Genomic DNA, 25,136 nt, shown 5'->3' with positions numbered 1-25,136 from the left:
TGCTTCATGCCCTCCTTTGTAGGCACTCGAGGTGCCGGATGGGTACCTTCAACCAGCCCAAAATCACGCTACCCTTCTCCTTCCATGACGCTTGGCCGTACGTTTAAAAGATTATGTTCAACCTTAGGTCTAACGATTTCGGCTACTTACGCCTCCATCATTGCCTTAACTACATCTAAGTAGACGGCTACGGACAGGGCAAGCAGCCCATCCCAAGCTTTACCAACAACTTCCTCCAGAGAAATCTGAAATGTAGGTCGGGAGACCAGGAAAAGCCTCATGGGATATTAGATTACTTACCCTCTAGTGGTATAACCGGCATTGCCCGCACTTATCACCTTTGCTTGTTGTTCTTACCCCTGTTATACCACAGGGTATTGAGGGACTACCGCCTTTAATTCCCGCGATTTTCGGGACAGCACCGGGCAGCGACGCTGCCCGGCCGAGTTTGCTCGGACTAGCACCAGTCTTGACAACGAAGAGTAATATATACATCCCTATTGCGATTAAGATCCCAAGTAAGCCTTTACAAGGTCTCGTTCTCTCAAGAAGTCTTTCGCCGCCCCCTGGAGCTTTATTTCGCCATTAGCTATAACATATACATAATCGCTAATTGTCAGGGCCAAATTAGCATTTTGCTCAACTAGGAGCATGGTAACCCCTTGCTCACGTATTTGAGCGATCTTCTCGTATATTCTCTCAACGAGAACAGGAGCAAGTCCCATTGAAGGCTCATCTAATAAGAGAAGTTTGGGTTTCGACATTAATGCTCTGCTAATGGCCAACATTTGTTGTTCACCACCAGACAAGGTGCCAGCACGCTGATTTGAACGTTCTTTAAGGCGGGGAAAAAGTTCATAACATCTTTCCATATCTTCTTCTATTCCTTTTTTATCCTGACGTAAATAAGCGCCTATCCTTAAATTTTCTCGAACAGTAAGACCCGGAAATATCTTTCTTCCCTCGGGTACATATGAAATCCCTTTAGCTACAATCTTGTCAGGTGGTAATCCACTTATTTCCTCCCCATTTAACCTAATACTACTCTCTTTACTTACTGGTACTAATCCAGAAATTGCTTTAAGCAATGTTGATTTTCCGGCCCCATTACTACCAAGAACTGCAACAACTTTACCTTGTCCAACGGTAAGTGATACACCCTTCAAGGCTTCAGCCCGACCATACTTAACCTTCAAACTGTTAACTTCAAGCATTTGCTACACCTCGCGTGCCAAGATAAGCTTCAACGACTTTAGGATGGCTTTGAATCTCTTCGAAATTGCCCTCAGCTATTTTTTGACCAGCATCAAGTACCGTTATCCTATCAGCAATATCTTTTACAAATTCCATGTTATGTTCAATTAACAGCACCGTAATTCCCAGTTGGCTAATTTTCTTGATGATTGTAGCTAGTTCCACTACCTCCTGGCTATTCATTCCCGCAGCCGGCTCGTCAAGAATCAGCATTTTAGGGTCGGTAGCCATCGCTCTCCCGATCTCCACTATCCGCTGTTTACCATAGGGGAGACTACGTACATTTTGATTTAATACCTTATCTAAGCCTAAAAAATAACTTATCTCTCTTATCTTTTTTTCAATTATCTTCCTTTCCTCACGTTCTCTGCCTAGGCGTAACAAAACTTCAATGAGCCCAGATTGCGTCCGACAATGCATCCCAACAGCAATGTTTTCCCAAACCGTCATGCTCCCAAATAACCTGATGTTTTGAAATGTCCTTCCTATTCCTTTCTCGGTAATTTTGTGCGGTGGAAGCCTCGTTATTTCCTCATCTTGAAGCCTAATATTGCCCTCGTCAGGCTGGTATACGCCTGTTACCACATTGATAAAAGTAGTCTTGCCAGACCCATTTGGCCCAATCATTACGTGTCTCTCGCCCTTACGTATTACAACGTCCACTTTATTTAACGCAACAAGTCCCCCAAACTTTTTTGTTATCCCTTCGGCAACAAGAATTACTTCACCGTCCACCACAACCACCTCATCATGCTTTCTACTTACACATTGTTACTTATCCATCGATGCCTTGAATTCACGCCATGCAACAAACACGACTAGTATCATCAATACCAAGCTGAAGAACAGCATATAATAATCTTTAAGAGCCCGGAGAAGTTCTGGCAAAAGAGTTAGAACTACACTAACTAAAGCTGACCCTATGGTATTAAAGCCTCCTAATACTGCCATTGTAAGGTAGGAAGCCGACTCGTTAAATGAAAAAAGATCAATAACAATGTAGCTAGTTAAATGGGCATAAAAGGCTCCGCCAAGACTCGCCAGCAAGGCTGAAATAGCGAAGCTCATCACTTTATAACGGCGCACATTTACACCCATTATTTCAGCAGCTACTTCATCATCACGGATAGCAACCATAGCCCTGCCTATTCGTGATGACCTTAGTCGATTTACTCCTAAGATACACAGGGTGACTAAAGTAAGGATAAAATAATAGAACAGTAAAGGCTTACTAATTGATACCCCTAGTAATTCCAGTTGAGGTATATGGGATATACCGAAAGGACCTCCAGTAATACTCTGCAGATTTAATGCCATTATCCTTACAATCTCGGCAAAACCTATCGTAACCATTACAAGAAAAGGTTCCCGGAGATTAAACGCTGGTAAGCCTATAATTATCCCCCAAATTCCCCCCATAACACAAGCGGCCAGTAAACCTATCCAGGGGGAGATGCCTAATCGAGTTGACAAAACGGCAGATGTATAGGCTCCCAATGCATAAAATGCGACTTGACCCAAAGACAATAAACCTGTAAATCCTGTTAACACCACTAAACCCAATACTACCAAAGCTATAGCAGCACCCATATCGGTAACTAAAAGTAAATATTCACTCTCTAATACCAAAGGTAATGTAGTTACCACGATCAATAGAATAACTAATGGGAGACACTTGAACTTGTTATCTCGCTTCATAGACACCACCTAAATCTTTTCTCTAAACCTTTTCTGATGTTCTCAGGGCGAACAACCCGTCAGGCTTAAACAACAGAAAACCGATCAAAACAGCAAACGTAATTGCATTTTTATAGCTACTCGTAAGAAACATGCCAACAAGGGTTTCCACAAGGCCAAGAATCACTCCACCAAAAACCGCACCTGCTGGGTTCCCAAAACCTCCTATTACTGTAGCAGCAAACGCTTTAAGTCCAATCGAATCACCCATCTCTGGAACCAGATATAATATCGGTGAACTGAGAATACCGGCGACTGCTGTGATCGCCAGGCTAATCGCAAAAGACAGACCAATCATTGTATTTACTTTGATTCCCATAAGCTGAGCAGCTTCCTTATCTTCAGCTGCAGCTCGCATCGCAATGCCAAGTAATGACTTTTGGGACAAATAATATAAGACAATAATAAGGAGTATAGATACACCCATAATCCAAAGCACATGGGGCATAATGTAAGCTCCCATGATTTTTAAAGGATTAGTACCAAAAACGTTAGTAATGGATAATGGTTTTGTCCCCCATGTTGCTCTGATAAGATTCTTCATAAAAACTGATAAACCTACCGTAGCAATTAACGTCAATAATTCTTGTGCACGGAATTTGCGCAAGGGATAAAACAAAATCTTATCGACCACAAAGCCCACTATAGCCAAAACCAGTATTGTAAAAAGTGCAGATATTATAAACGGCAATCTTAGGGTCATATAGAATAACAAGAGGCAATAGGCTGACAGAGCCATAAAATCACCCTGAGCTAAATTAAAAAAACCGGCCGTGTTCCAAAGCAAAACAATAGCCAATGCAGGTAAAGAATACAACAGTCCTATTGCCATTCCTCCAGCCAACACCTGGATTACCCAATCCACTCAACAGACCTCCCAGCCACAATTGAGTCCAGATTTAACACTTAAGGTCTTAAATTCACGTATACATACTCTTCTATATCTGGGCGTAGGTATTCCGTCGTTATTGATATTATTATATCTAAGACGTTTATACCTACGCCCACTTTTACTGAATTCCACGACCAACTTTATTCGTGGTCAGTGAGATTCTTGATTGTTGTTAAATACTGCCATTGCCCGTTGGTATACCTTGCCAGCATTACACTATGAATTAAATTGCCCCATTTATCCGCAGTATAGTCACCTTGAACACCCTGGAATCCTTTTAGATTCCTCAGTTCTTCGGCTATTTTTTCACGATCCGTGCCCACCTTAGCGATGACCTGCGCCAAAATCTTCACTGCGTCATAGTAAGGGGCAGCATGATCATCTGGGATAACCCCATATTTTTCCTTATACTTTCTGACAAACTCTTGCACAGCCGGCTCGGGACATGATGGAATGAACGCGGACCCAGCAATAATACCCTCCATCTTTTCGGGACCAACTAACTCCGCGAATTCTGGTGTTATAAAAGCATCCCCTCCGTAAACCGGGATGTTAATTCCCATTTCCCTCATTTGCCGGAACGATTTTGCTCCCTCAATTTGGATGGAATAATCAATAACCACTTCAGCCCCAGAATTTTTAATACGCATTAGCTGAGCTGTGAAATCATTATCTCCAACATTATAGGTTTCATATGCCACTGGTTTTAACCCCAATTTTTCTAGAGCTGCTTTGGCACCCTCGCCACCGCTAACACCATACTCACTATTAGTGTACAGAATAGCCATTTTACGATACCCTTGCTGGTAAGCGTAATTTACTAGCGCTTCAGCCACAAATGGACCCAATGCCACAACCCTGAAAATATACGGATTTCCTTGGTGGGTTATTTTCCAACTTTTGCTACTGGTAATTTGCGGCACCCTATTCTGCTGAGCGACAGGGGCAGCTGCTAAAGTGTTACCACTCCAGTCAGGTCCCAAGACCGCTACAGGCTTAACTTCACTTATTAATTTTTGCATCGCATTCAAGGCCACATTAGGCTTCGCCTGATCGTCCAAAGCAATAATTTCTATTTTTTTTCCGTTAACTCCGCCTGCTGCATTTATCTCATCGGCAGCCATTTGCGCAGCATTCTTTTGGTAATGGCCGTACATTGCTGCCTCGCCTGTCAAGGAAGTAATAATCTGTCCAATTTTAATTGTGGTACCTTCTTTTTTCCCACAACCGACTGAGAGCAACAGTATTAACATTAACAATCCCAGGATGGTAACCACTTTCCATTGTCTAGCTTTCATTATTCTTCCCCCCTCATATTTTTCATGTAGTTTCTCGGAACCACCAATAGTATCTATGCCCGTCCTTCAAAAATAACCTCTTATCTCCCCCCTCCCCAGAAAGCATGCAAACTGGTTAGCCGCTACAATAGCCATCTAAGTTGTTATTTGCATAGAGAATAAACAGATCTCCTTGTAACCGTTGACAAACTCCATCTTCCACCTTCCCGACTCTTTGAAACGCCACCAAAATCAGCCTGCCACCATTTCCACTCCTTGGTTGAGATAGTACTTTACCCCTACCTTGTTGTTCTCACTCTCCTTTCAGAGCAATTCCCCGGCGCCAGGCCCCCTATTCGCCATTTGTTTCTGCCCCATGCAGCCTGTTGTCCCTCTCCGCCATCCTAGCCACAGTCCGGTTGTTAAATCTGCTCCCCACCTCCTGTTTTGTCGTCCCGTGATTTACCTGACATGCCCGCAATCACAAGGCCTCTTCAATGTTGTAAAGCGCGCTCACGCTTTCGTAAACAATCCGTCATGTTCGCACTGAGCTCCCGCCAGATCCTACTGGCACCTATCTAGAGGATATCCAGGCCAAGGTCATCTTGTATCCGCTCGTCTCCTACATTGTATAGATCTTCTTCGTCCAAGGCCCGTCAACGATTTCTCCCACCTTAGAGGTTGGGGTTAAGGAAAGGTTAACAAGCACCGCGCCAGCTGGTGTTGTTTTAGGAACACTAATCCTTAACTCCGAAGCCAGACTACTCTGAAGTTTTGCCGCCAATTTCGAGAAACCCTTTAGAAGAGTTGCAAATCCATCCCCTGTCACTTCACTGTACTAGCTACTTTATATTGGGGTCCGACACGGGGTAGCCAGCATCATCTTCTTCGCCGACCCCCCAATTTTGTTGTCATTATCCTTCCGATACGTTATAGGTACTATTTGGCTGCTATCCGATTTACAGTCCCGCCGAGTGTGATTTAATTTTTACTTCACCGGTTATTCCATTCACCTCAACTATGTCTCCCGTTTTAATTACTACAGTAGGATCTTCATTTAAGCTATCAACAATGGGGATACTCGTATTATAAAACTTCTCCGCTAACACGCCACCAACTGCTAAAATAGTCTCCGTCTTTCGGTTAACTATAGCCGCCGGAGCATTACCACACCTCACTAGCTCTAGTATTACTGCTGCACCAACAGTTGAACCTCGACCCTCAGGGAAAACAAAAACTTTTCCTTTCACATTTTGACCATATAATTCATGCCTTTTATCGATAATGAATCCCGTCTTAGGGTCAACACCACCCCAAAAACCAAACGGCTGCCTAGTGACAATGGCTTCTCCCCTGCTACAACCCTTAGTGATACCTCTACCATATAATATTCTCAAAGTCTTTTGCCCCCTTCCCTTAACAATCGGCCAGAGACAGCACTTTCGACACACTCTTCTATACTACCAAAGATTACGTCTGCCTTGCACTGCATAGGTGCATAATAAGCGCACTTACCTGAATCTGTCATAATAGTTTTAAAACCCCATGTTTCAATCGGCGAAATCAGCATACACGTTTCCAATACTAGACGAACTCCCGATTCTTTTAATGCTTGACGGAATCCCATTCTTTCGGCCATCACAGCTGTGTTCTTATTGGTATAAACCCAAAATTCGGTGTTAGGATGAATGCGACGTCCATGAAGTAGCCTTACCACACGTTCAATTTCGCCAATACTATAATGGGGACAACCAACTGCTACCAAGTCAATATTACCAGTATCCTTTGTACACATTTCTTCTCTTGTCTTAGCCAAAATATCTTCTGTTACTTCCAACTCACTTGAAATAGGGCGGCCCCCGAAGGCAATCTTGGTAGTTGGAGCCTCAGGAGTTATCCCAACTATATGAATTAGAGCTAAGGAACCCGAGGCTGCAGCAGCAGCCATCATGGCTTTTAAATCATCATTTGAAGGATGGCCTTTCATCCCTTCAACGACACCTATCTGGCTTCCAAGGGTCTTGCCCAGGTAGTAGCCTAAAACCGGGTATTCCCAGCTAGCCAACGCTCGATTACCTAGTTGGAGGTGTATTAAAACCTCCCCTTTCCGATTCTCATCAAGATGCAGACCATGTTCCGGTACTCGCCCAGTAAGACCGGCGCAAATATCTAGCACTGCCGTCTCCCTGTTTGAACGAGCTCCTAATACTGAATTTATAAATGCTACTGCAGATGATTCAGTCCACGCCACATGTTCACCGAAACGAGGTAAATTACCTGTAAAATAAGGAGTACAGGTCCACACCGGTATAGCTCCCATTTCCTTATAAGCCTTCATTACTCTTATCTGCTTGCTAGCGTACTCATGGGGAGTTTTAAATTCCTCCCAGTTTTCTGTATCCATCCCACAAGGATCTAAAGTTGTTGGTATCTTAAACTTGCCACCTAGAGCTGCAAACTTCTCACACACTTCAACCCCGGCATCATATATACTTTTATACATAGCCAAAACAATGTGAGCACTGCTTACGGGTATTAGGCGTTGAGCGCCTAAGCTTTCACCCGCTGTAACTAATATTTCCATTGCCAATTTAACTGCTTCCCCTTCGTTACCGTCAAGCATCGCTTTTTCTTCGTCTGTTAGATACATACTCCTCCTCCCTTTGTCTTTAAGTTTTTAAAGCGCGTCATAAAACCATGCCACCGCCGACATTTATAACCTCACCCGTTATATAACTGGCCTCGTCAGAAGCCAGAAAAGCCACTAAATTTGCCACATCTTCCGGTTGTCCCACACGTCCCATAGGAATTTTACTAATCATGAGATCCCAGACTTTTGGGGGCACCCCTCTAGTCATATCAGTATCGATGAACCCCGGGCAAATGGCATTAACAGTAATACCTTTTTTGGCAAGTTCTCTTGCAGCTGTTTTAGTTAGTCCTACAACTCCTGCTTTAGAAGCCGCATAATTGGCCTGGCCTATATTGCCCAACCAACTGGCAGAAGCGATGTTAATGATGCGACCATAACCTCGTTCTCGCATATAAATAGCCGCCTGGCGGGTACAATAAAAAGTACCCGTCAGGTTTACAGCAATGACTTCATCCCATTGTTCATCTGTCATTTTGTGCAACATAGCATCACGGTTAATGCCAGCATTGTTAACAAGGATATCTATCTTCCCAAAGTGATTGATGGCCTCCGTGAAGAGCTGTTCCACCTCCTCCCGTACAGCAATATTAGTTTTTATCGCCAGAGCGGTCCCCCCTGCTTTTTTAATCTCCTCGGCGACAGCTTGAGCATTTTCTATAATAATATCGCTAACCACTACTTTAGCTCCTTCTTGAGCCAGCTTAAGGGCGATCGCTCGGCCAATCCCCCGTCCAGCGCCGGTAATAATAGCCACCTTATCTCTCAAACGCATTTAAGAACCCCCTCTATTTAGCTTCCAATAAGCGCTTCAACCCAAAGGGTCCCTCTTGATAAATAGCTGGATCAATTATCTTTAAGTTGGGAGCAATTTTGGGTTTAAATTCCATCTGATCCAGAATATCACGTTGTAAATCAATACCCGGGGCAATCTCTACTAATACTAGGCCTTCCTGTTGTAATTCAAATACGGCTCTTTCCGTAACGAAATGTACTTTTTGTCCCTTTCTTCTTGCGAGCATACCATTAAACGAAATCTGTTGCACTCTATTGACCAATTTCTTGATTTTCCCCTCTTGTAATATTCGCACCTTACCTTCAGAAAAATCTACCTGCAATCCTTGCGCAGTGAATGTAGAACAAAAAACCACGTGTTTTGCAAATTGAGTAATATCGATGAAGCCACCGCATCCCGTGGCCCGATCTCCAAATTTAGTAGCATTTACATTCCCTTCCGAATCTATTTCTCCTGCACCCATAAAGGCAAAATCTACACCGGCACCGTTATAAAAATCGAATTGGTTGGTATGTTCTATTAAAGCCCAAGTATTCTTAGCGATACCAAAATCTATCCCGCCCGCCGGGACGCCTCCATAAATACCCGATTCCACGGTAATCATAATATCTTCTGAAATTCCTTCCTCAGCAGCGATATAGCCAATTACATCATTGGGGATACCGATCCCTAGGTTGATTATAGCTCCCGGATATAACTCAAGCATAGCCCGCCGACCGATGACCTTGCGGATGGATAAAGGAAGCGGCTCCAAGGCTGTCTGAGGGACTCTTAAGTCACCGCAATAAGCTGGGTCAAAAACCCAAGATGAAGTTTGCCTGTGATCTACTTCCGGGTTTTCTGCTACCACAATAGCATCAACAAAGACGCCGGGCACTACTACCTCCTTGGGATGGAGTGTCCCCTTCTGGGCAACTTGTTTAACCTGAGCTAAGACAATACCTCCAAAACGTTTAGCAGCCAAGGCTGCACTTAAAAGCTCTAACTTCATGGGTTCTTCTTCAGTAGTTATGTTCCCCATTTCATCTGCAGTAGTACCACGAATGATTACTACATCTAAAGGAATAGCTTTATAAAAGAGATATTCTTCTCCCTGGTAGTTCATCACTTCGACCAAAGAAGGCAAACTTTGCGTCCGTCTATTCATTTTCCCCCCTTCTATGCGCGGATCAATGAAGGTACCTAACCCCACCTTAGACATCTTTCCAGGCAGACCACAAGCCATAGAGCGGTATAACTGAGCAATTTGCCCTTGAGGTAAGCAATACGCTTCTACTTTATTGTTGGTTATCATCTCCATCCATCGAGGTGCAAGCCCCCAATGGGAACCTATAATGCGTTTGACTAAACCTTCATGCGCTAAATGTTGGATCCCCAATTCCCCATCACTTTGCCCTGCTGAATGGACAAGGGTTAAATCACGGGGTCTCCCAGTCTCCAAAAAGCTCTTCTCAATGGCTTTCAATATAGCTTCGGCCATACCCACTAAAGTCATACCAACTGTGGCAACCGTAGCCCCATCTTTTATTAGCGATACAGCCTCTTTAGCGCTAAGAAATTTGGCTTTCATCTTAATTACCCCCAATTTCTTTGACTGTTAGAGCCTTTCAAATACTGTAGCTATGCCCTGCCCCCCTCCTATGCACATGGTAACAACGCCATAACGGCTGCCACGACGCTGCATCTCATACATTAGCTTTACAGTCAAAATCACCCCTGTAGCTCCTATAGGATGCCCTAAAGCAATAGCTCCACCATTAACGTTTACTTTTTCTGGTGGGACACCAAGTTCGCGGATTACGGCTATAGCCTGAGAAGCAAAAGCCTCATTTATTTCAAATAAGTCTATATCATCCAGGCTTAAACCCGCTTTAGAAACCGCCTTTTTCGTTGCCGGTGCCGGGGCAACACCCATGATATCAGGATCAATACCTACTACCGCCTGGCTTCTAATGGCTAAAATAGGTTTGATCCCTAATTGCTTCGCTTTTTCATGCGACATAATGACTACTGCCGCAGCACCATCGTTGATACCGGAAGAATTGCCTGCAGTAACTGTACCACCCTCTTTAAATGCCGGTTTTAGTTGGCTTAACCGCTCTAGCGTTATACCAAAGCGAGGATGTTCATCTTGACTGAAAAGCTTGGTTTCTTTACCAATGGTAACTTGTACAGGTAAAATCTCCTCGACAAACTTTCCTGCTTTAATTGCGGCTTCGGCCTTTCGTTGACTCTGTAACGCAAATTCATCCTGTTCTTCACGGCTAATATGGAAACGTTCCGCCACATTTTCTGCCGTAATACCATTAGGATAGGGCCCTAGCGGCCAGGTCAATATAGTTAGCAAACCATCTTCAAGTTGCCCGTGGCCAAAACGATAACCGAAACGGGCATTCCGAACATAATAGGGTAATTGGTTCATGTTTTCCGTACCGCAGGCTACAACTACATCAGCCTCGCCTGTTTGAATAGCCTGTACGGCTGAATTAATCGCCTGCAACCCTGAGCCGCACTGACGGTTAACAGAATAAGCCGTAGTCTCTAACGGTAGACCAGCCTTCAAGGAACACACACGAGCAATAAAGCCATTCTCGGCTATCTGCCCTACATTGCCTACTATAACTTCATCTACTAAATGGTCCTCAATTTGAGCCCGGCGGATAGCTTCTCTAATTACCATAGCACCTAAATCAGTTGGATGTACGTCTTTTAGGCTTCCTCCCATAGTCCCTATAGGTGTCCTTACCCCGCTTACAATAACAACTTCTTTAGAAGTCATAGCCTTTCTCTCCCTTAAAGTTTATATTGGTACCGGTACCATTAAAGTAGCTACTTTGGGTTTGATTAGCTCGTAGGCAAAATAATATTATTTGCGTTTCGAGGGTCAGTGCGATACCTACTCTTTATATAACCCTAAAAAGGATTATATAATAGGTTTTGTGCTTTCCCTAATTACCAACTTAGCATCAAAAATTATACGTTTCGGAGCATGTGGTATCCCTTTAATGCGCTCTAACATTAGTTTTGCCGCTTCTACACCCATTTCGTATTGAGGCTGCCTCACAGTGGTTAACTTTACTGCACCCATATACGCTGCTGGAATATCATCAAACCCGACCACACTAAGGTCATCCGGTACCTTAAGCCCATTGTCCAAATAAGCCTGAATTATACCCAAAGCCATGAGATCGTTCCCGGCAAAAACAGCAGTAGGCCTTTCTTGTCGTCTCAATAGGTGAAGCCCGAATTCATAACCAGTTGCCCAACGCAAATCACCGTAAGTAACTTCCTCTTCTTTATATTCAAGTCCGTAATCCCTCAAAGCATCACTGTACCCCCTCAGACGATCTTTACTGGATGTGGAATTATTGGGTCCAGCTAAAATAGCAATTCTTCGGTGCCCAAGTTTAATTAGATGTTCAGCCGCAATATATCCACCATTATAATTATCAAAAGATACGACATCCGTCTCAAAAGCTCGCAAATAACGGTTTAGCAACACTACCGGACAGCTAAGGCTTTGAAGGGTCTGTAGTAATTCCTTTGTTTCCATAGCAGAAGTCATGATAACTCCCGCAAAGCCTAATTCCTCAGCCGTTCGCAAGTACAATTCTTCTTTCTGAGGATTATAATCGCTATCGCACAACACCACCATGTATCCTTCAGCGTTAAGTATATCCTCTATTGCCCGGGTAAGCTCAGAATAAAATGGATTACGAATATCGCCAATTATTAGGCCTACAACGTTTATTTTCCCTTTTACTAACCCTTGTGCTAACCGGCTGGGACGGTAATTTAACTCTTCCATAACTTTTTTTACTTTTTGTCTCGTTTCCTCATCTACATTAGGGTGATTAGAAATGACTCGCGAAACAGTCGATCGGGAAACCCCACTCCTCTTAGCAATTTCTTTAATAGTAACCTTCATAAGCCTATTAATCGCCCTCTGTCTGCACTAATTTTGAAACCGGTCCCAAAAATCTATGATATATATTCGATATCATCTTATATTTTCCTTCTTCACTAGCCGAGTTTTTTAGAGAAATTTTTTAGAGAAATATACGACTGTTTTAACAGAAGGTGTCTTTGTCAAATGTTGTATACCTTTGTTATACCAATAACTAACATAAACTACATAAATACCCATTTACCATTGGAGGAAAAAAAACAAAAAATTACCTAGGTCTACTTAACAGCTTCTGATCCCCGGCGGCGGTAGATAGAATTAAAAAATACATTATAATTAAATAATTAACCTAAAAGGAGAGTGATACCCCAATGTTACCGCCAGAAATTATGGAAGCACTTTCTAAGCTTTCTCCAGAGCGCTTGCAGATGGTGCTTAACTTTGCCCAGGCTTCCTCGATGAACGAGAAAATTACCCGCCGGTATAACGTGGTACTGGAATGGAATGAACCCGACGAGGAGGACCCTGTGGGTGGTTACACGGTATTAGTCCCCTCTCTTCCCCCTGTCATTACTCAAGGCGATAACAAAGAAGAAGCTCTAGCCAACGCCCGCGAGGCAATAACCTGTTACCTAGAATACCTCCTTCTAACAGGGCAACCGCTACCGCCAAACGACCAGGAAGGTGATAATCTCGTGGAGGTCACCGTATGAGCGGCAAGTTATAGTTCCTGTACATGCTGGTAAAGTCTTAAAACCTAAGACCCTTAAAAGCATTTTAAAAAGCGCAGGGTTAACAGTAGATGAATTTATAGTCTTACTCTAATTACTAACCTCTTGTCTGATTTATCTTCCACATTTTTCACATTTCCCGTGGGCACTCTATAGCTAGTGTCCTAAAAGATTTAAATTATACTTAATTAAGCTCTTCTAGCCCTTCTCCACTCTCTCTTCGCTCCTCTTCCGCTTTGTAGGCATATTAAATATAAAGTGAAAGTTAATTTCTAGAAGCTCATTGTTATAGCATATTGCGATGGACCGAGTAAATATACCTTTATCTACGATTAATAAAGCTCCTGGAGAATACGATTTAATTTTAGATAAACATTAAAGGCTTTACGATAACATACTGAAGCTTGGAGTTGGGGCTTATGGTGATCCTTAACCGGATTCCATTGTTCCCGCATTTTATGAAAATCGGTAAACAGGCCTAAAGAATACCCTGTAAAGTAAGCGGCCCCTAAAGCTGTATTATGATGGAGGGGAGAGTATATCTCTTTGTCTAGCACATCACTTATAATCTGCCGCCATAGGGAGCTGTAGGCACCGCCACCAGTTACTACTATCCGTCGCACTTCTTCTTTTACCTTGAGGTATCCACATTTAAATTCATAAGCTATACCTTCCAATAGAGCCCGAAAAATATGGTAACGGTGGTGAGCAGGTGTCAGGCCAAAAAGGGTCCCCCGGGCCAAAGGCTGAGGGTAAGGTAAGCGTCGACCCATAAGATGGGGTAAAAAATAAAGGCCTTGAGCAGCAGGAGGAAGAGATCTGGCTTGGGTTTCTACTAACTTAAAAAATTCCTGCTCTGGAGTTTCAGGAAAGAAATTATTTTTATACCAATTAAGGGCTTGCCCGCAGGTTAAGATATTGGCACAAAACTCTACTGCTGAGGGTCTATTACTGATATGCAAAGTGCTAGCTACTTCAACTAAAGGCCGCCGGACTAAAATAGCTGTCCCTGCCGTACCTAGATAAATCATCATTTCCCCAGGTTGTGTAACCCCAGCTGACAAAAGAGTAACGAAAGAGTCTCCTGTACCCACAATTACTGGGGTACCTGGAGCTAGGCCTGTAAGATGAGCTGCCTCTGGTAACACACCACCAGCAATAGCTGTACCAGGAAGTGGTTCGGGCAATAAACTAGGGTTGATACCTAAATCAACACATAATTTTTCTTTCCAGGTCATACTACTAGCATCAAAAATTCCTCCAAAAATATTGGCAGTATCAAAGTCTGTTGTTTTCCGACCAGTTAACCGGTAGACGATATAGCTATGGGGATTTAAGATAACATGGGCCTTTTTATAAATATCTGGTTCATGTTTTTTAAGCCATAACAGCTTAGGTAAGACTTGCTCTAAAGTTATTTCTAGCCCATAATTTTCTAGCAACTCTTTTAACTCAGCGGTGGCCCGGTTATCGCAATGCAGAATAGCTGGCCTTAAGCTACGCCCCTCCCTGTCCAGCACACAAAGGGTAGGGACCAGTCCCGTTATACTTATACCTATAATTGCTGATGGGGTGACATTAGCCTTGGTTAATACCTCCCGCACCAAGACCACAAACTCACCCCACCATTCTTTCTCTGGATCTTGTTCTGCCCATCCCGGATGAGGATAACTTATGCTATGTTGGATTTGCCCGGAAGCCAGAATACATCCCGTTTCATCTGCTAACACCGCTTTAGTCCCTAAGGTGCCTATATCCACTCCCAATAGAAGGGACAATTTTGATCACCACTTCTATTAGAAGGTTAACACTACCCGGTAAGTACCCGGTTCAATAGCTAATCTAAAAGCTTTTTCAATCTCTTTAAATGGAATCTGAGCGCTGATCAAGTCTTCTACCTCCACTAACCCTTCGGATAACAGGGCAGTAGCCTGGCGGAAGCTCTCTCTATCGTGCCTTATAGCCCCTGTGAGGATAAATTCGTTGTAATGCAGATCATTAGGATTTACTTCTAAGGGATTAGGAGGATAGACAGAACCATATATTACCAAAGTGCCACCTTTAGCGAGAAGTTTTATCCCTTGGGTTAAAGCGGGAGTTCCTCCACCTGTAAAAAATACAGCTTCGACACCCCGGCCCGCAGTTAAATCTTTAACAATAGAAATAATATCTTCCTTAAAAGGATCTATCGCAGCTGTAGCTCCAAGCTGGAGAGCTTTTTCTCTTCGCTCACTATCTGGCTCGCTTACAATAACCTGGGCACCTTTAAGTCTGGCTAGTTTAAGATGCAAAAGACCCATAACTCCTGCCCCTAAAACTACTGCTGTATCCCCTAACCGTAAGTCGCTTCTGCCTATACTCCGTATAACACAAGCTAAAGGTTCGGATAATGTGGCATGGGTAAAGTCGACCCTATCCGCTAAGGGATAAATTTCATATCCTTTAGCAATTAAATACTCAGCAAAACCGGCCGGCCCCCAATAATTACCAGGTGTAGGATCATTTCCCGCATTAGCGCACATATGATCCATCCCCCGGCGGCAGAAATAGCATTCGCCGCACCGGGTAAGCCGGGCTACAGCTACTTTCTGCCCTATTTTTAACCTCTCGGCCACGCGGGGGCCTACCTCTACCACCTCCCCAGAAATCTCATGCCCGCCAAGGAAAGGATAACTTTTTTCTACTCCACGGAAAAAACGCTGCTCCCACGTACAGATGCCACAAGCCCTTACCTTTACCAAGACCTCATCAGGTTCTAATTTTCTCAAAGGAACTTCTTCTAGCTTGATAGTCTCCGGTCCCGTTATTACTGCTCTGAGCAACAGCATCCTCTCCTTTAACCCTGTAATATAGCTTTAGCTTCTCCCAAAGTTGCCCCTTTATGGATAAGAGCCTCGAGGGCTCGCGCCATCTTTTCTGGCTGTGGATGTCCCCAAACGTTTCGCCCTATAGCTACCCCTGCGGCCCCTTCTTCCAAGGCGCTTTTAATAGAGGCTAGAAAGGTTACATCATCGCTTACCCTGGCCCCTCCTAGCACTACTATGGGTACAAAACAGTTTTTCACCACCGCTTCAAACCCAGGGTGGTAAATAGTTTTTATAGCATCTACCCCTAATTCGCAGGCGATTCGGGCACCAAGCTGTATGTTTTTTAATGTGCGCAAAGCCGGATCACTGTCGAAACCTCCAGGGGAAATCTCTCCTATAAGAGGTATACCCCAGGCATCACATTGACGAGCTATTTGGGCTAGCTGGGGTAAAGTAACCTCTTCTACTCCCACACCTGGACCAGCGTTTACAATCACTGCATCGGCGCCCAGGCGCAAAGCTTCTTCTACCCCATATACTAGGTGACTTGCACACCCCTGTCCGAGCACCGTCGGAGGTATATCAAGGCGTAGAATTAAACCTAAGCTAGCTAATTCACGGGCAAATTCTCGGGCTACACCATAATTGACAATTACAGCATCAGCACCGCTAGCAGCTATTTTAGTCAAAGTTTCCCCCGGTCTTTCTAACCCCGGAAGGGGTCCTGCATTGGTGCCGTGGTCCATAGCTACAATAAATGTACGTCCATCTGGGCGAAACAGCCGCTTTAACCGGCGTACTTTACCTATATTGCTCATGTATTTAACCCCCTTAAAACTCTTTCATCCCTTTTCCCTTTCTACCGTTCCTCCCGAATATAAGGTATCCCTTGGGAACGGGGCGCAACTGTGGAGCCTATTACAGACACTAAAACTAACAAGGTGACCACGTAGGGAAGCATTAAGAATATATGGTAAGGCACGCTAAAGCCCATAGCTTGCATCCTCAATTGAAAAGCATCGGTTATACCAAAAAGCGCGGTAGCTACAAAGGTTCCCCAAGGATTGTAGCGGCCGAAGATCACCGCTGAAAAGGCGATAAAACCCCTCCCTGCAGTCATATTATCCATAAAATATCTCAAACCGCCCACCGTAAGAGCCGCTCCACCCAAGGAAGCCATAATACTGCTTATAACAACACATATATAACGGGTTAAATATACATTTATACCCATGGTATCAGCTGCCCGCGGATGTTCCCCCACGGCCCGGATTTTCAATCCCCAAGTTGTATGAAATAAGATTATATAGGTGATAGGAACCATGATTAAAGCTAGATACACCAAGATATTCTGGTTAAAGAGAAGGCTTCCTACCCCAGGGATCTGGCTAAGCCAAGGAATGCGTAATACCGGTAAGCCGGGCGCTTCAGGCTGGATAGGAGTAGCACCTAGGAGAATGCGGTAAAGGGTGCTGGTGACACCTAAAGCAAAGATATTTTCTCCCACCGCCGTAACTACCTGATCGCAGCGTAAAGTTACAGTAAAAAAAGCGTGGTTTAATCCCATGAGAGCTCCCAATGCAACGGCTGCTAGTATCCCTACATAGGGATTCCCAAAATAATAGGCGAAAATAAAGGACCCAAAGGCTCCTATTAACATCATGGACTCCAAAGCGATATTAAGCACGCCAGTTCGTTCAGAGAAAATATCTCCTGTAGCAGCCAACAAAAGAGGAGTGGCCATGCGTAGGCTAGCTACCAAAAAATCAATATTACCAACTATTGCCCAAATATTTTCCAATTACCTCTCCTCCTTTTTAAAGGTCTGCCGGAAGTATATATTGCGGACAGCAACCGTTGCTATAATGCTTAAAACTGCCAGAGCTTGTATCACATACACTATAGATACGGGTACACCTACAGCAATCTGCATAGAGTTAGCACCATTACGTAAAGCCCCGAAGAAGAGGGCCGCTACTAGAGTCCCTAAAGGATGCAAACCTCCCAGCAAGGCTATAGCAATAGCATCATAACCATAACCTACCATAAAATTTTCTAGCAACCGATACTGTACCCCCAGGATCTCTGAGCTTCCAGCCAAAGAAGCTAAGGCACCACTAGCAGTCATGGTCAATATCATAACTCGTTTTACATTGATTCCCCCGTAACAGGCTGCCTCCCTGTTGGCCCCCACGCTCCGGATCTCATACCCCCAGGTGGTATGCCATAAGACCCAGTACACTAACCAAGCTAAAATAAAAACCAACAGGAACCCTGCGTGGAGAAAAGTGCCAGGTAGAATAATGGGAAGTCTTGCGCTATCAAGTATAGGAGGGCTCTGGGGAGCGCTTTGCCCAGGTTCCATAAGAAAAGTATTGACTGCTAAACCTACAAGATTTATAGCCACGTAATTCATTAAAATGGTAGTCAAAATTTCATTGATCCCGCGCGTAGCCTTAAGATAACCTGGTATAAAAGCCCAGAAGGCACCCGCTATCATACCAGCGAGCAGAGCCAAAAATACGTGTATAAAGGCTGGCCCATGTAGCGGGTATATCCCCACCCAGGTAGAGGCTAGGGCTGCTACATAGAGTTGGCCCTCTGCGCCGATATTAAAAACTCCACCCCGGTACGCCAGCGTAACAGCTAGACCCGTGAAAGCCAAAGGTATAAAGCGCAAGAGGGTAAAGGTAAAACTTCCTAAATCACCAAAGGCCCCTAAAAATAACTCCCTATAGGCCTCTAAAGGGCTTACTCCTTGCTGGATAATAACTATCGCGGCTACTGCTAAACCAAAAATGATACCAAAAACTGGAGTTAAAATGCCGCTTAAACCTTCCCGCTGGAAAACTTTAACCCAGCCCAATAGTTTGTCCGGCATCCTTGTCCTCCTTTAATTTGTTTCCAAACGTTGGGCCCCCGCCATCAGAAGCCCCAGGGTCTCTATATCGGTTTTATGAGGCTCTAAAATACCCATGATTTCTCCTTTATAAAATACAGCAATACGGTCGCTTAACTTCATAATCTCATCTAGCTCGGTAGAGATATAAAGTATAGCTGTCCCTTGTTCCCGTTGAAGCAGTATCTGTTGGTGGACAAACTCTGTAGCACTGATATCCAGTCCTCTAGTAGGTTGAACTGCAATTAAAAGTCCAGGTTTCCGTGAGAGCTCCCGGGCTAAAATGAGCTTCTGCTGATTACCACCCGAAAGAAACCGCACTTTGGCTTCTGGTCCCGGGGTGCGGATGCCATATTCCTGGATAAGTTTTGCGGCATGCTCTCGTATAACAGAGTGGTTCATCTGGATACCTTTAGCAAAAGGCCAACGATAATACACACCCAAAAGGGTGTTTTCCTTTACCGAAAAGTCCATGATAAGTCCTACGCGTTGCCTGTCTTCAGGGATATGAGCGATATTCAATTCGTATAAAGCCCGGGGAGTCCAGTTGGTGATTTCTTGCCCTTTAAAAAACACCTTGCCTCCCGTGGCCTGACGTAGCCCCGTTAAAACTTCCGCCAGTTCTGTTTGACCGTTCCCTGCTACTCCAGCGATCCCCAAAATCTCTCCGCGCCGGATGGTGAAAGAAACACCTCTTAAAGCTGGCAGTCCCTTATTATCTAAGGCCTGCAAATTTTCAACCCTTAAGACCTCTTCTCCAGGGGTAGCTGAGGTTTTAGGTTTTTCGTAAGCGATCTCCCGGCCGACCATGAGCCGCGCTAGCATTTTTTTGTCAGCTGCTTTAGCTTCCAAAGTTTTAACTACTTTGCCATCCCTTAATACTGTTATCCGGTCAGCAATGGCCATAACTTCATCTAATTTATGGGTTATAAAAATTACCGCATATCCTTGGGCTACTAATTGGCGTAAAATGTGAAAGAGCTCCTTAACTTCACCAGGTGTTAAAACCGCTGTGGGTTCATCCAAAATCAATAACCGGGCCTTCCGGTATAAAGCCTTGAGGATCTCCACCCTTTGCTGTAGCCCTACTGGCAGCTGCCATATTTGGGCATCAAGATCTACATAGAGCCCGTAAGCTTCCATCAATTCCTTAACTTCCCTGGCCACCTTAGCCTTATCTAAAAAAGGCTCCCTCCTAGAAGGCAAGCCGAGCATGATATTTTCTAAAACCGTAAAATTATGCACTAGCATGAAATGCTGGTGCACCATGCCAATACCCAAATTTATAGCATCCCGGATAGAATTAATCTTAACTTCCCGGCCTTCCCAAAAGATCTGGCCTGCATCAGGGGTATAAAGACCGTAGATACAGTTCATAAGGGTTGTTTTGCCTGCCCCATTCTCCCCTAATAAGGCATGGATTTCACCTGCAGCTACTTGTAAGTTCACATTGTCATTGGCTTTTACTCCCGGAAATGATTTACATATGCCACGGAGTTCCAGAAGAACAGGCATGAAGAAACAGTCCCCTCCGGGTTTTCAGTTTATGGGCGGGAGGAGCTCTCCCGCCCTTTCCTTTTCCTTATAGGCTACCTTTTAGCTGGATCTTGCCGGAAATTATATCTTCAGTAGCTTTAGCTACCTCATTCTTTACTTCTTCCGTTACTTTGTTACCATACTTACCTACATATTGAACTTTGTCTTTTAAGCCAAACTGGTAAATCTTACCTTCAAACTTACCCTCTTTAAACTCTTTTACACCCATAAAGATGAGGGAAGAAACTTTCTGTACCATACTAGTCAACACATTATCCGGGGCCAGATCACAATAATCACCGGTCCACCCTATGACCATGATGTTTTTCTCTTTAGCAGCCTGGATAACGCTTAAATTACCCGCGTCATGGTTGGTAACGATAACATCGATTCCATTGGCAATCTGCGCTAAAGCTGCTTCTTTAGCTTTATTAATATCTTCCCAGCTTCCCGTATAAGCAGCGGTCACAGATACCTGAGGATTTACTTTTTTGGCCGCTTCTTCTAGGTTGACTAACTCCATTTGCCCTGTAGGATCTTTAGTAGCGGTGACCCACCCTATCTTGTTAGCCTTAGTGCACCGTCCCGCTACTATACCAGCTAGGTACCCCAGCTCTCCGTACTTAAACTGTAAGGAGGCTAGATTAGGTCCAGTTACCTTAGTTCCAATACCAGCAAATTTTACATTGGGATACTCACTGGAAACCTGTTTTAAGGCATCGGAAAACTCAAAACCGTGACCTAAGATAACATCGTACCCTTTCCGGGCGTACTCGCGCATTATCTGGACCTGATCGTTTTTCTTTACATTTTCGGTGTAAGCTACCTCAGCTCCTAGGTTGCTCTTTACTTCCATCAAACCTTCATAAGCGCTCTGGCTCCAACCTCCATCATTTATAGAACCTGGAAGTAACAAAGCTACTTTAAATCTTTTCTCTCCCTGTTTGCTTTCCTGTGTAGTTTGCCCCTGTCCACTTGTGCTTTCTTTTTTCCCTCCGCAGGCCGCTAGCCCTAAAATCAAGCATGTAACTAACACCCCTATCAATAACTTCCCTATTTTGCCACCCGCCATCCTTTCTATGCCCTCCTTAATTTTTTAAGACTAAATCTTGTTTTTGAGATTTTTCCCCTTTTCCTTATCTTGCCTCCTACGCTTAAATTCTCCTTTTTAAATTCTCTACCTTTCTCCCCTTTTACATCACCCCCGCCTTTTTTCTATCCAGATTTCTTTAGAAGCTACAATCAACGAAGCTACCTTGGCCACCCGGCGTCCTACAGCCCTAACCGCTGCTAACCCTATCTCATCCTCCTCTGCGCCAGCTCTTTTTCTATCTTGGGACCAAACAGCAGCCCCATGATTCTGGAATTTTTCTCCCCCTACCACAATCATCCCTTCTGCCAAGCAGAAGTTAAGGATGGCTCCTAGGACGATCTCCTGGCCTCCATTGCGACTACCTCCCACAGCTATAGCACCTGCAACTTTATACTCTAAAGCTCGCGGGCTACGATCGCATACTTCAACAAAACGCATACGAAAACGATTAAAAAGGGCAGCTAGTTGGGCGGGTATATTCATATCATAAACAGGGGAACCGATAATGATCCCATCTGCTCTAAAAAAGGCTTCGATGATAGGAAGGGCATCATCCTTATGAATACAAAGGCCCGTGTCCAAACATTTATCGCAGTGAAGGCAGGGTTTGATTTCTTTTCCTCGCAAGGAAATATATTCTGTCTCAATCTCTCCTACTTCTCGAGCAGCCTTTAAAGCCTCTTGCACACAAAAATCAGTAGCAGCTACCCGAGGGCTAGCGCATAATCCTAGTATCCACACCATATTAGCTTATCTCTCCTTAAATTACCCTTTGCTCTTATAAACCTTTTTGCTTAAGTTCTTTAAGATTTTTATAGAGAATTTTTTATCCTTTGCCCCAATGCCACACCCTTATCCCAAGCCAAAGACAAAATGTCCGGATTATCCCTTACTGGCAAAAAATCGGTACCCGTATATAGCAACCGGTCCGCGAATTCGGCATTTAGATCGTTGAATAAGAGTTGAATTACTTCAATTTGCTTATTAAAAGTTTCAGGTCCAAAACTACCCGTTACCCCTATCATCATGCCCAACCGCTTTCCTGGAAGCCGGCTAGAAAATAGAAAGCCTCCATCTTCTTTCTTAATTATTTCCACATACCGGTAACACCGGTCGATAAAAAGCTTGGTTTGAGCAGAGATATCACCGTAAAAAGTAGGAGTACCCAATATTAAACCTCGGCTTTGTTCAATAGCAGAATATAAAATGTTCATATCATCCTTTATATAACAACTCCCATGTTTACGGCAATAGTTGCAATACTGACATGGCTTAATTTCCATGTCATTCAAATAAAACTTCTGCACCTGTAACCCTGTTGCCTTTACTCCTTCTAAGGCTTTTTCTACCAAAAGATCTGTATTAGCTTTTTTACGAGGGCTACCTACTATCCCTATCACATCAATAACCATTCAGCTTATCGCCTACCCGCCCAGTCTTTATACAGGGTTACTTCAAAAGCATAACGATCGCTTCTATACCAGGATTCCACAAACTCAACCGGTGTATCATCAGCAAGAAAGCTTAAACGGTGGACATAAAGAAGAGGGCTATGTCGGGGGATCTCCAATAGCTTCGCTTGTTCTGGAGTAGCTTGCGTAGCCTCTAACCGCTGCACAGCACGATAAAGGCGAATCCCATAACGCTTTTCTAACACAAAATATAAAGAGCTATTTTCCAAATCTACTTCTTCTAATCCCGGACATAAATACTGAGGTATCCGAGAAATCTGGATAACGATGGGCTCAGCGTTAGCATAGCGCAATCGTGCAATTTGATATACCTTAGCATTTACAGGAAGTTTTAATTTATTACGTAGTTCAGGATCAGGTAAAACTTGTTCTAAACTCAATAGCTTAGAAGAGGGGCGCAACCCTCGCTCCCGCATATCCTCCATAAATCCGGTTAAGGGCGCATAGCTACGCTCAATTTTGGGACGAGAAACAAAAGTTCCTTTCCCGTATACTCGATAAAGATACCCCTGGTTTACTAATTCCGTCAAAGCATGGCGGGCCGTCATACGGCTAACACCATAAATTTTAGCCAATGTAGTCTCCGAAGGTACCCGGTCATCAGGTTTTAAAATGCCATTTAAGATCTGCTGTTGGAGATCTTGCATTATTTGAAAATAAGCAGGTACAGGACCTTCTACTTTATTATTAACCACAACTTACCTCCTACCTTTTACCTTGTAGTCTAGACCTGCATAGACCGGTATATACTGCATCTGCTTTAATTTTAGCTTTAAGTAAGTAAACTAGTAAAGGGAAAATATGAACAAAATGCGCAAATAAAAAGGGTTATTACTCTAGTACAAGCCTTAAATCTCCTGCTGACTAACTCGTACAATTTACTTAAAAACAAGCCATAGATAAAAGAAGGATCCTCTACACTCCTAAAGAATGTAACAAATATAGAACATTTTTTAAAACATTACTCTCAAGGAGGGAAATCATGTATATAAAACGCTATATATCGCTTTTCCTTTTACTTGTGGGTATGCTTACCCTAGCTACTTTTACTAGTGCCTGTACCCCTAAAACAGGCTCTGCCACTCCTTCGTCCAAAAAAGAGGAAGTAAAAAAAGAGAAAAAGGAATCCAACAAGCTTAAAGTAGCTTTAGTGCTACCGGGTCCTATAAACGATAATGGCTGGAATGCTACAGCCTATGAAGGATTAAAGGCCATGGAAAAAGAGTTAGGGGTGGAAGGTAGTTATACTGAAAATGTAAGCCAGTCTGACCAGGAAGAGATAATCCGCGGGTATGCCCAACAAGGGTACGATATGATCATCGCCCATGGTTTCCAGTTCGCTGATGCCATGCAAAGGGTGGCCCCCCAATACCCTAAGGTCAAGTTCGTCATTAATAACGGTAGCATAGCTAAAGAAAATGTATGCTCCCTGGTAGTAGATAATTACCAGATAGGTTTCTTGCAAGGGGCCATAGCGGCTATTTTAAGTAAAACAGGTAAAGTAGCTGCCATAGGAGGAGAAGAGATGCCGCCCATTCGCCAGACTTTAGAAGGATTTGTCCAGGGGGCTAAATATATAAAACCGGATATCGATGTGAAGACAGCCATGACAGGGAGCTTTACTGATGTAGCTAAAATGAAAGAAATGGCCTTAAGCTTTATAAACCAAGGTGTGGACGTAGTTATGGGCGATGCTAACCAGGCCAGCCTAGGAGCTATCCAGGCTGCCCAAGAAAAAAAGGTACTAGCTATTGGTTATGGTGCTGATTTAAATAACGTGGCGCCGGATACGGTGGTTACTAGTGTGGTACAAAGCTGGGCTAAAGCCATGGTAGCCCTGGGTAAAATCGTACAAGAAGGGAAATACGAACCTAAAGTGTATTACATGGGGGTAAAGGAAGGAGCTGTGTATCTTGCGCCTTTCCATGGGTTTGAAAATAAACTTGCGCCAGAGGTAAAAGAAAAAATCAACAAAGTAGTAGAGGATATAAAAAGTGGAAAGATTAAAGTCCAGCGCTCAACTATATAAATAAACAGGACACCTAATCTTTAGCCCGCCTTAAAGGATAAACTTAAAGGGCGGGC

24 protein-coding genes are annotated in these 25,136 nt (G+C 43.8%); 3 read left to right on the top strand and 21 right to left on the bottom strand.

Annotation, left to right across the window (positions count from 1 at the left end):
- Positions 1 to 506: 506 nt before the first annotated feature.
- The 11 genes from B9A14_RS03095 to B9A14_RS03045 all read right to left on the bottom strand — a co-directional run bounded on the left by B9A14_RS03095 (position 507) and on the right by B9A14_RS03045 (position 12,534).
- Positions 507 to 1,214, bottom strand: a complete 708-nt coding sequence (locus B9A14_RS03095; protein WP_084663918.1) for an ABC transporter ATP-binding protein — start codon at positions 1,212 to 1,214, stop codon at positions 507 to 509.
- Complete coding sequence (locus B9A14_RS03090) at positions 1,207 to 1,989, bottom strand: ABC transporter ATP-binding protein (protein ID WP_084663916.1); 783 nt, start codon at positions 1,987 to 1,989, stop codon at positions 1,207 to 1,209. Before B9A14_RS03090 ends, B9A14_RS03095 begins: the two co-directional genes overlap by 8 nt.
- Before the next feature lie 36 nt (positions 1,990 to 2,025).
- Positions 2,026 to 2,901, bottom strand: a complete 876-nt coding sequence (locus B9A14_RS03085; protein ID WP_231967989.1) for a branched-chain amino acid ABC transporter permease — start codon at positions 2,899 to 2,901, stop codon at positions 2,026 to 2,028.
- 73 nt (positions 2,902 to 2,974) lie between these two features.
- Entirely contained in the window at positions 2,975 to 3,856 is an 882-nt protein-coding gene (locus B9A14_RS03080; protein WP_084663912.1) for a branched-chain amino acid ABC transporter permease, read from the bottom strand.
- A 167-nt stretch (positions 3,857 to 4,023) separates the two neighbouring features.
- Positions 4,024 to 5,181 (bottom strand): ABC transporter substrate-binding protein, encoded by a 1,158-nt coding sequence (locus B9A14_RS03075; protein WP_084663910.1) that lies wholly within the window; start codon positions 5,179 to 5,181, stop codon positions 4,024 to 4,026.
- Between the two features lie 938 nt (positions 5,182 to 6,119).
- The gene (locus tag B9A14_RS03070) at positions 6,120 to 6,557 is read right to left on the bottom strand and encodes an aconitase X swivel domain-containing protein (protein WP_157109759.1); all 438 of its coding nucleotides are present in this window, start codon (positions 6,555 to 6,557) and stop codon (positions 6,120 to 6,122) included.
- On the bottom strand, positions 6,554 to 7,810 hold the full coding sequence (locus B9A14_RS03065) for an aconitase X (RefSeq protein ID WP_084663908.1): 1,257 nt from the start codon (positions 7,808 to 7,810) through the stop codon (positions 6,554 to 6,556). The genes B9A14_RS03070 and B9A14_RS03065 overlap by 4 nt, the downstream gene beginning before the upstream one ends.
- Before the next feature lie 37 nt (positions 7,811 to 7,847).
- Complete coding sequence (gene fabG, locus B9A14_RS03060; RefSeq protein ID WP_084663906.1) at positions 7,848 to 8,585, bottom strand: 3-oxoacyl-ACP reductase FabG; 738 nt, start codon at positions 8,583 to 8,585, stop codon at positions 7,848 to 7,850.
- A 13-nt stretch (positions 8,586 to 8,598) separates the two neighbouring features.
- A complete protein-coding gene (locus B9A14_RS03055; protein ID WP_084663904.1) occupies positions 8,599 to 10,176 on the bottom strand; it encodes an acyl CoA:acetate/3-ketoacid CoA transferase in 1,578 nt (525 codons plus the stop codon).
- A gap of 27 nt (positions 10,177 to 10,203) precedes the next feature.
- Positions 10,204 to 11,385, bottom strand: coding sequence for a thiolase family protein (locus B9A14_RS03050; protein WP_084663902.1), 1,182 nt, complete (start codon positions 11,383 to 11,385; stop codon positions 10,204 to 10,206).
- A gap of 144 nt (positions 11,386 to 11,529) precedes the next feature.
- A complete protein-coding gene (locus B9A14_RS03045) occupies positions 11,530 to 12,534 on the bottom strand; it encodes a LacI family DNA-binding transcriptional regulator (protein WP_084663900.1) in 1,005 nt (334 codons plus the stop codon).
- 368 nt (positions 12,535 to 12,902) lie between these two features.
- Between B9A14_RS03045 and B9A14_RS03040 the strand changes: the two genes are divergently transcribed.
- Both B9A14_RS03040 and B9A14_RS03035 read left to right on the top strand, forming a co-directional pair.
- Positions 12,903 to 13,226, top strand: coding sequence for a type II toxin-antitoxin system HicB family antitoxin (locus tag B9A14_RS03040; protein ID WP_231967883.1), 324 nt, complete (start codon positions 12,903 to 12,905; stop codon positions 13,224 to 13,226).
- The gene (locus tag B9A14_RS03035; RefSeq protein WP_084663898.1) at positions 13,198 to 13,338 is read left to right on the top strand and encodes a type II toxin-antitoxin system HicA family toxin; all 141 of its coding nucleotides are present in this window, start codon (positions 13,198 to 13,200) and stop codon (positions 13,336 to 13,338) included. Before B9A14_RS03040 ends, B9A14_RS03035 begins: the two co-directional genes overlap by 29 nt.
- Positions 13,339 to 13,576: 238 nt before the next feature.
- Here the strand turns inward: B9A14_RS03035 and B9A14_RS03030 are convergent, their stop codons facing one another.
- The 10 genes from B9A14_RS03030 to B9A14_RS02985 all read right to left on the bottom strand — a co-directional run bounded on the left by B9A14_RS03030 (position 13,577) and on the right by B9A14_RS02985 (position 23,746).
- Positions 13,577 to 15,022 (bottom strand): FGGY-family carbohydrate kinase, encoded by a 1,446-nt coding sequence (locus tag B9A14_RS03030; RefSeq protein WP_084663896.1) that lies wholly within the window; start codon positions 15,020 to 15,022, stop codon positions 13,577 to 13,579.
- Positions 15,023 to 15,040: 18 nt separating this feature from the next.
- Positions 15,041 to 16,072, bottom strand: a complete 1,032-nt coding sequence (locus B9A14_RS03025) for a zinc-dependent alcohol dehydrogenase (protein ID WP_084663894.1) — start codon at positions 16,070 to 16,072, stop codon at positions 15,041 to 15,043.
- A gap of 8 nt (positions 16,073 to 16,080) precedes the next feature.
- Positions 16,081 to 16,869 (bottom strand): class I fructose-bisphosphate aldolase, encoded by a 789-nt coding sequence (locus B9A14_RS03020; RefSeq protein ID WP_197686556.1) that lies wholly within the window; start codon positions 16,867 to 16,869, stop codon positions 16,081 to 16,083.
- A gap of 41 nt (positions 16,870 to 16,910) precedes the next feature.
- The gene (locus tag B9A14_RS03015; protein WP_197686555.1) at positions 16,911 to 17,852 is read right to left on the bottom strand and encodes an ABC transporter permease; all 942 of its coding nucleotides are present in this window, start codon (positions 17,850 to 17,852) and stop codon (positions 16,911 to 16,913) included.
- Positions 17,853 to 18,932 (bottom strand): ABC transporter permease, encoded by a 1,080-nt coding sequence (locus tag B9A14_RS03010; RefSeq protein ID WP_084663892.1) that lies wholly within the window; start codon positions 18,930 to 18,932, stop codon positions 17,853 to 17,855.
- A 12-nt stretch (positions 18,933 to 18,944) separates the two neighbouring features.
- Complete coding sequence (locus tag B9A14_RS03005; RefSeq protein ID WP_084663890.1) at positions 18,945 to 20,465, bottom strand: ABC transporter ATP-binding protein; 1,521 nt, start codon at positions 20,463 to 20,465, stop codon at positions 18,945 to 18,947.
- Between the two features lie 67 nt (positions 20,466 to 20,532).
- On the bottom strand, positions 20,533 to 21,558 hold the full coding sequence (locus tag B9A14_RS03000; RefSeq protein ID WP_084663888.1) for a BMP family protein: 1,026 nt from the start codon (positions 21,556 to 21,558) through the stop codon (positions 20,533 to 20,535).
- 126 nt (positions 21,559 to 21,684) lie between these two features.
- On the bottom strand, positions 21,685 to 22,323 hold the full coding sequence (locus B9A14_RS02995; RefSeq protein WP_084663886.1) for a flavodoxin family protein: 639 nt from the start codon (positions 22,321 to 22,323) through the stop codon (positions 21,685 to 21,687).
- A gap of 68 nt (positions 22,324 to 22,391) precedes the next feature.
- On the bottom strand, positions 22,392 to 22,991 hold the full coding sequence (locus B9A14_RS02990) for a flavodoxin family protein (RefSeq protein WP_084663884.1): 600 nt from the start codon (positions 22,989 to 22,991) through the stop codon (positions 22,392 to 22,394).
- Between the two features lie 5 nt (positions 22,992 to 22,996).
- Positions 22,997 to 23,746 (bottom strand): GntR family transcriptional regulator, encoded by a 750-nt coding sequence (locus B9A14_RS02985; RefSeq protein WP_084663882.1) that lies wholly within the window; start codon positions 23,744 to 23,746, stop codon positions 22,997 to 22,999.
- A 287-nt stretch (positions 23,747 to 24,033) separates the two neighbouring features.
- Here B9A14_RS02985 and B9A14_RS02980 point away from each other — a divergent pair, with 287 nt between their 5' ends.
- The gene (locus B9A14_RS02980; RefSeq protein WP_084663880.1) at positions 24,034 to 25,080 is read left to right on the top strand and encodes a BMP family protein; all 1,047 of its coding nucleotides are present in this window, start codon (positions 24,034 to 24,036) and stop codon (positions 25,078 to 25,080) included.
- Positions 25,081 to 25,136 lie beyond the last annotated feature (56 nt).

This window comes from Thermanaeromonas toyohensis ToBE (assembly GCF_900176005.1).
GTDB lineage: Bacteria > Bacillota > DSM-521 > Neomoorellales > Neomoorellaceae > Thermanaeromonas > Thermanaeromonas toyohensis.
This window is presented reverse-complemented; position numbering and strand designations above follow the sequence as displayed.

What these genes read in the sequence shown, in the direction of transcription:
- B9A14_RS03095 (WP_084663918.1), bottom strand. Translation starts at nt 1,214, where the DNA reads ATGCTTGAAGTTAACAGTTTGAAGGTTAAGTATGGTCGGGCTGAAGCC.
- B9A14_RS03075 (WP_084663910.1), bottom strand. Translation starts at nt 5,181, where the DNA reads ATGAAAGCTAGACAATGGAAAGTGGTTACCATCCTGGGATTGTTAATG.
- B9A14_RS03065 (WP_084663908.1), bottom strand. Translation starts at nt 7,810, where the DNA reads ATGTATCTAACAGACGAAGAAAAAGCGATGCTTGACGGTAACGAAGGG.
- fabG (WP_084663906.1), bottom strand. Translation starts at nt 8,585, where the DNA reads ATGCGTTTGAGAGATAAGGTGGCTATTATTACCGGCGCTGGACGGGGG.
- B9A14_RS03055 (WP_084663904.1), bottom strand. Translation starts at nt 10,176, where the DNA reads ATGAAAGCCAAATTTCTTAGCGCTAAAGAGGCTGTATCGCTAATAAAA.
- B9A14_RS03050 (WP_084663902.1), bottom strand. Translation starts at nt 11,385, where the DNA reads ATGACTTCTAAAGAAGTTGTTATTGTAAGCGGGGTAAGGACACCTATA.
- B9A14_RS03045 (WP_084663900.1), bottom strand. Translation starts at nt 12,534, where the DNA reads ATGAAGGTTACTATTAAAGAAATTGCTAAGAGGAGTGGGGTTTCCCGA.
- B9A14_RS03040 (WP_231967883.1), top strand. Translation starts at nt 12,903, where the DNA reads ATGGAAGCACTTTCTAAGCTTTCTCCAGAGCGCTTGCAGATGGTGCTT.
- B9A14_RS03025 (WP_084663894.1), bottom strand. Translation starts at nt 16,072, where the DNA reads ATGCTGTTGCTCAGAGCAGTAATAACGGGACCGGAGACTATCAAGCTA.
- B9A14_RS03020 (WP_197686556.1), bottom strand. Translation starts at nt 16,869, where the DNA reads ATGAGCAATATAGGTAAAGTACGCCGGTTAAAGCGGCTGTTTCGCCCA.
- B9A14_RS03010 (WP_084663892.1), bottom strand. Translation starts at nt 18,932, where the DNA reads ATGCCGGACAAACTATTGGGCTGGGTTAAAGTTTTCCAGCGGGAAGGT.
- B9A14_RS03005 (WP_084663890.1), bottom strand. Translation starts at nt 20,465, where the DNA reads ATGCCTGTTCTTCTGGAACTCCGTGGCATATGTAAATCATTTCCGGGA.
- B9A14_RS03000 (WP_084663888.1), bottom strand. Translation starts at nt 21,558, where the DNA reads ATGGCGGGTGGCAAAATAGGGAAGTTATTGATAGGGGTGTTAGTTACA.
- B9A14_RS02995 (WP_084663886.1), bottom strand. Translation starts at nt 22,323, where the DNA reads ATGGTGTGGATACTAGGATTATGCGCTAGCCCTCGGGTAGCTGCTACT.
- B9A14_RS02990 (WP_084663884.1), bottom strand. Translation starts at nt 22,991, where the DNA reads ATGGTTATTGATGTGATAGGGATAGTAGGTAGCCCTCGTAAAAAAGCT.
- B9A14_RS02980 (WP_084663880.1), top strand. Translation starts at nt 24,034, where the DNA reads ATGTATATAAAACGCTATATATCGCTTTTCCTTTTACTTGTGGGTATG.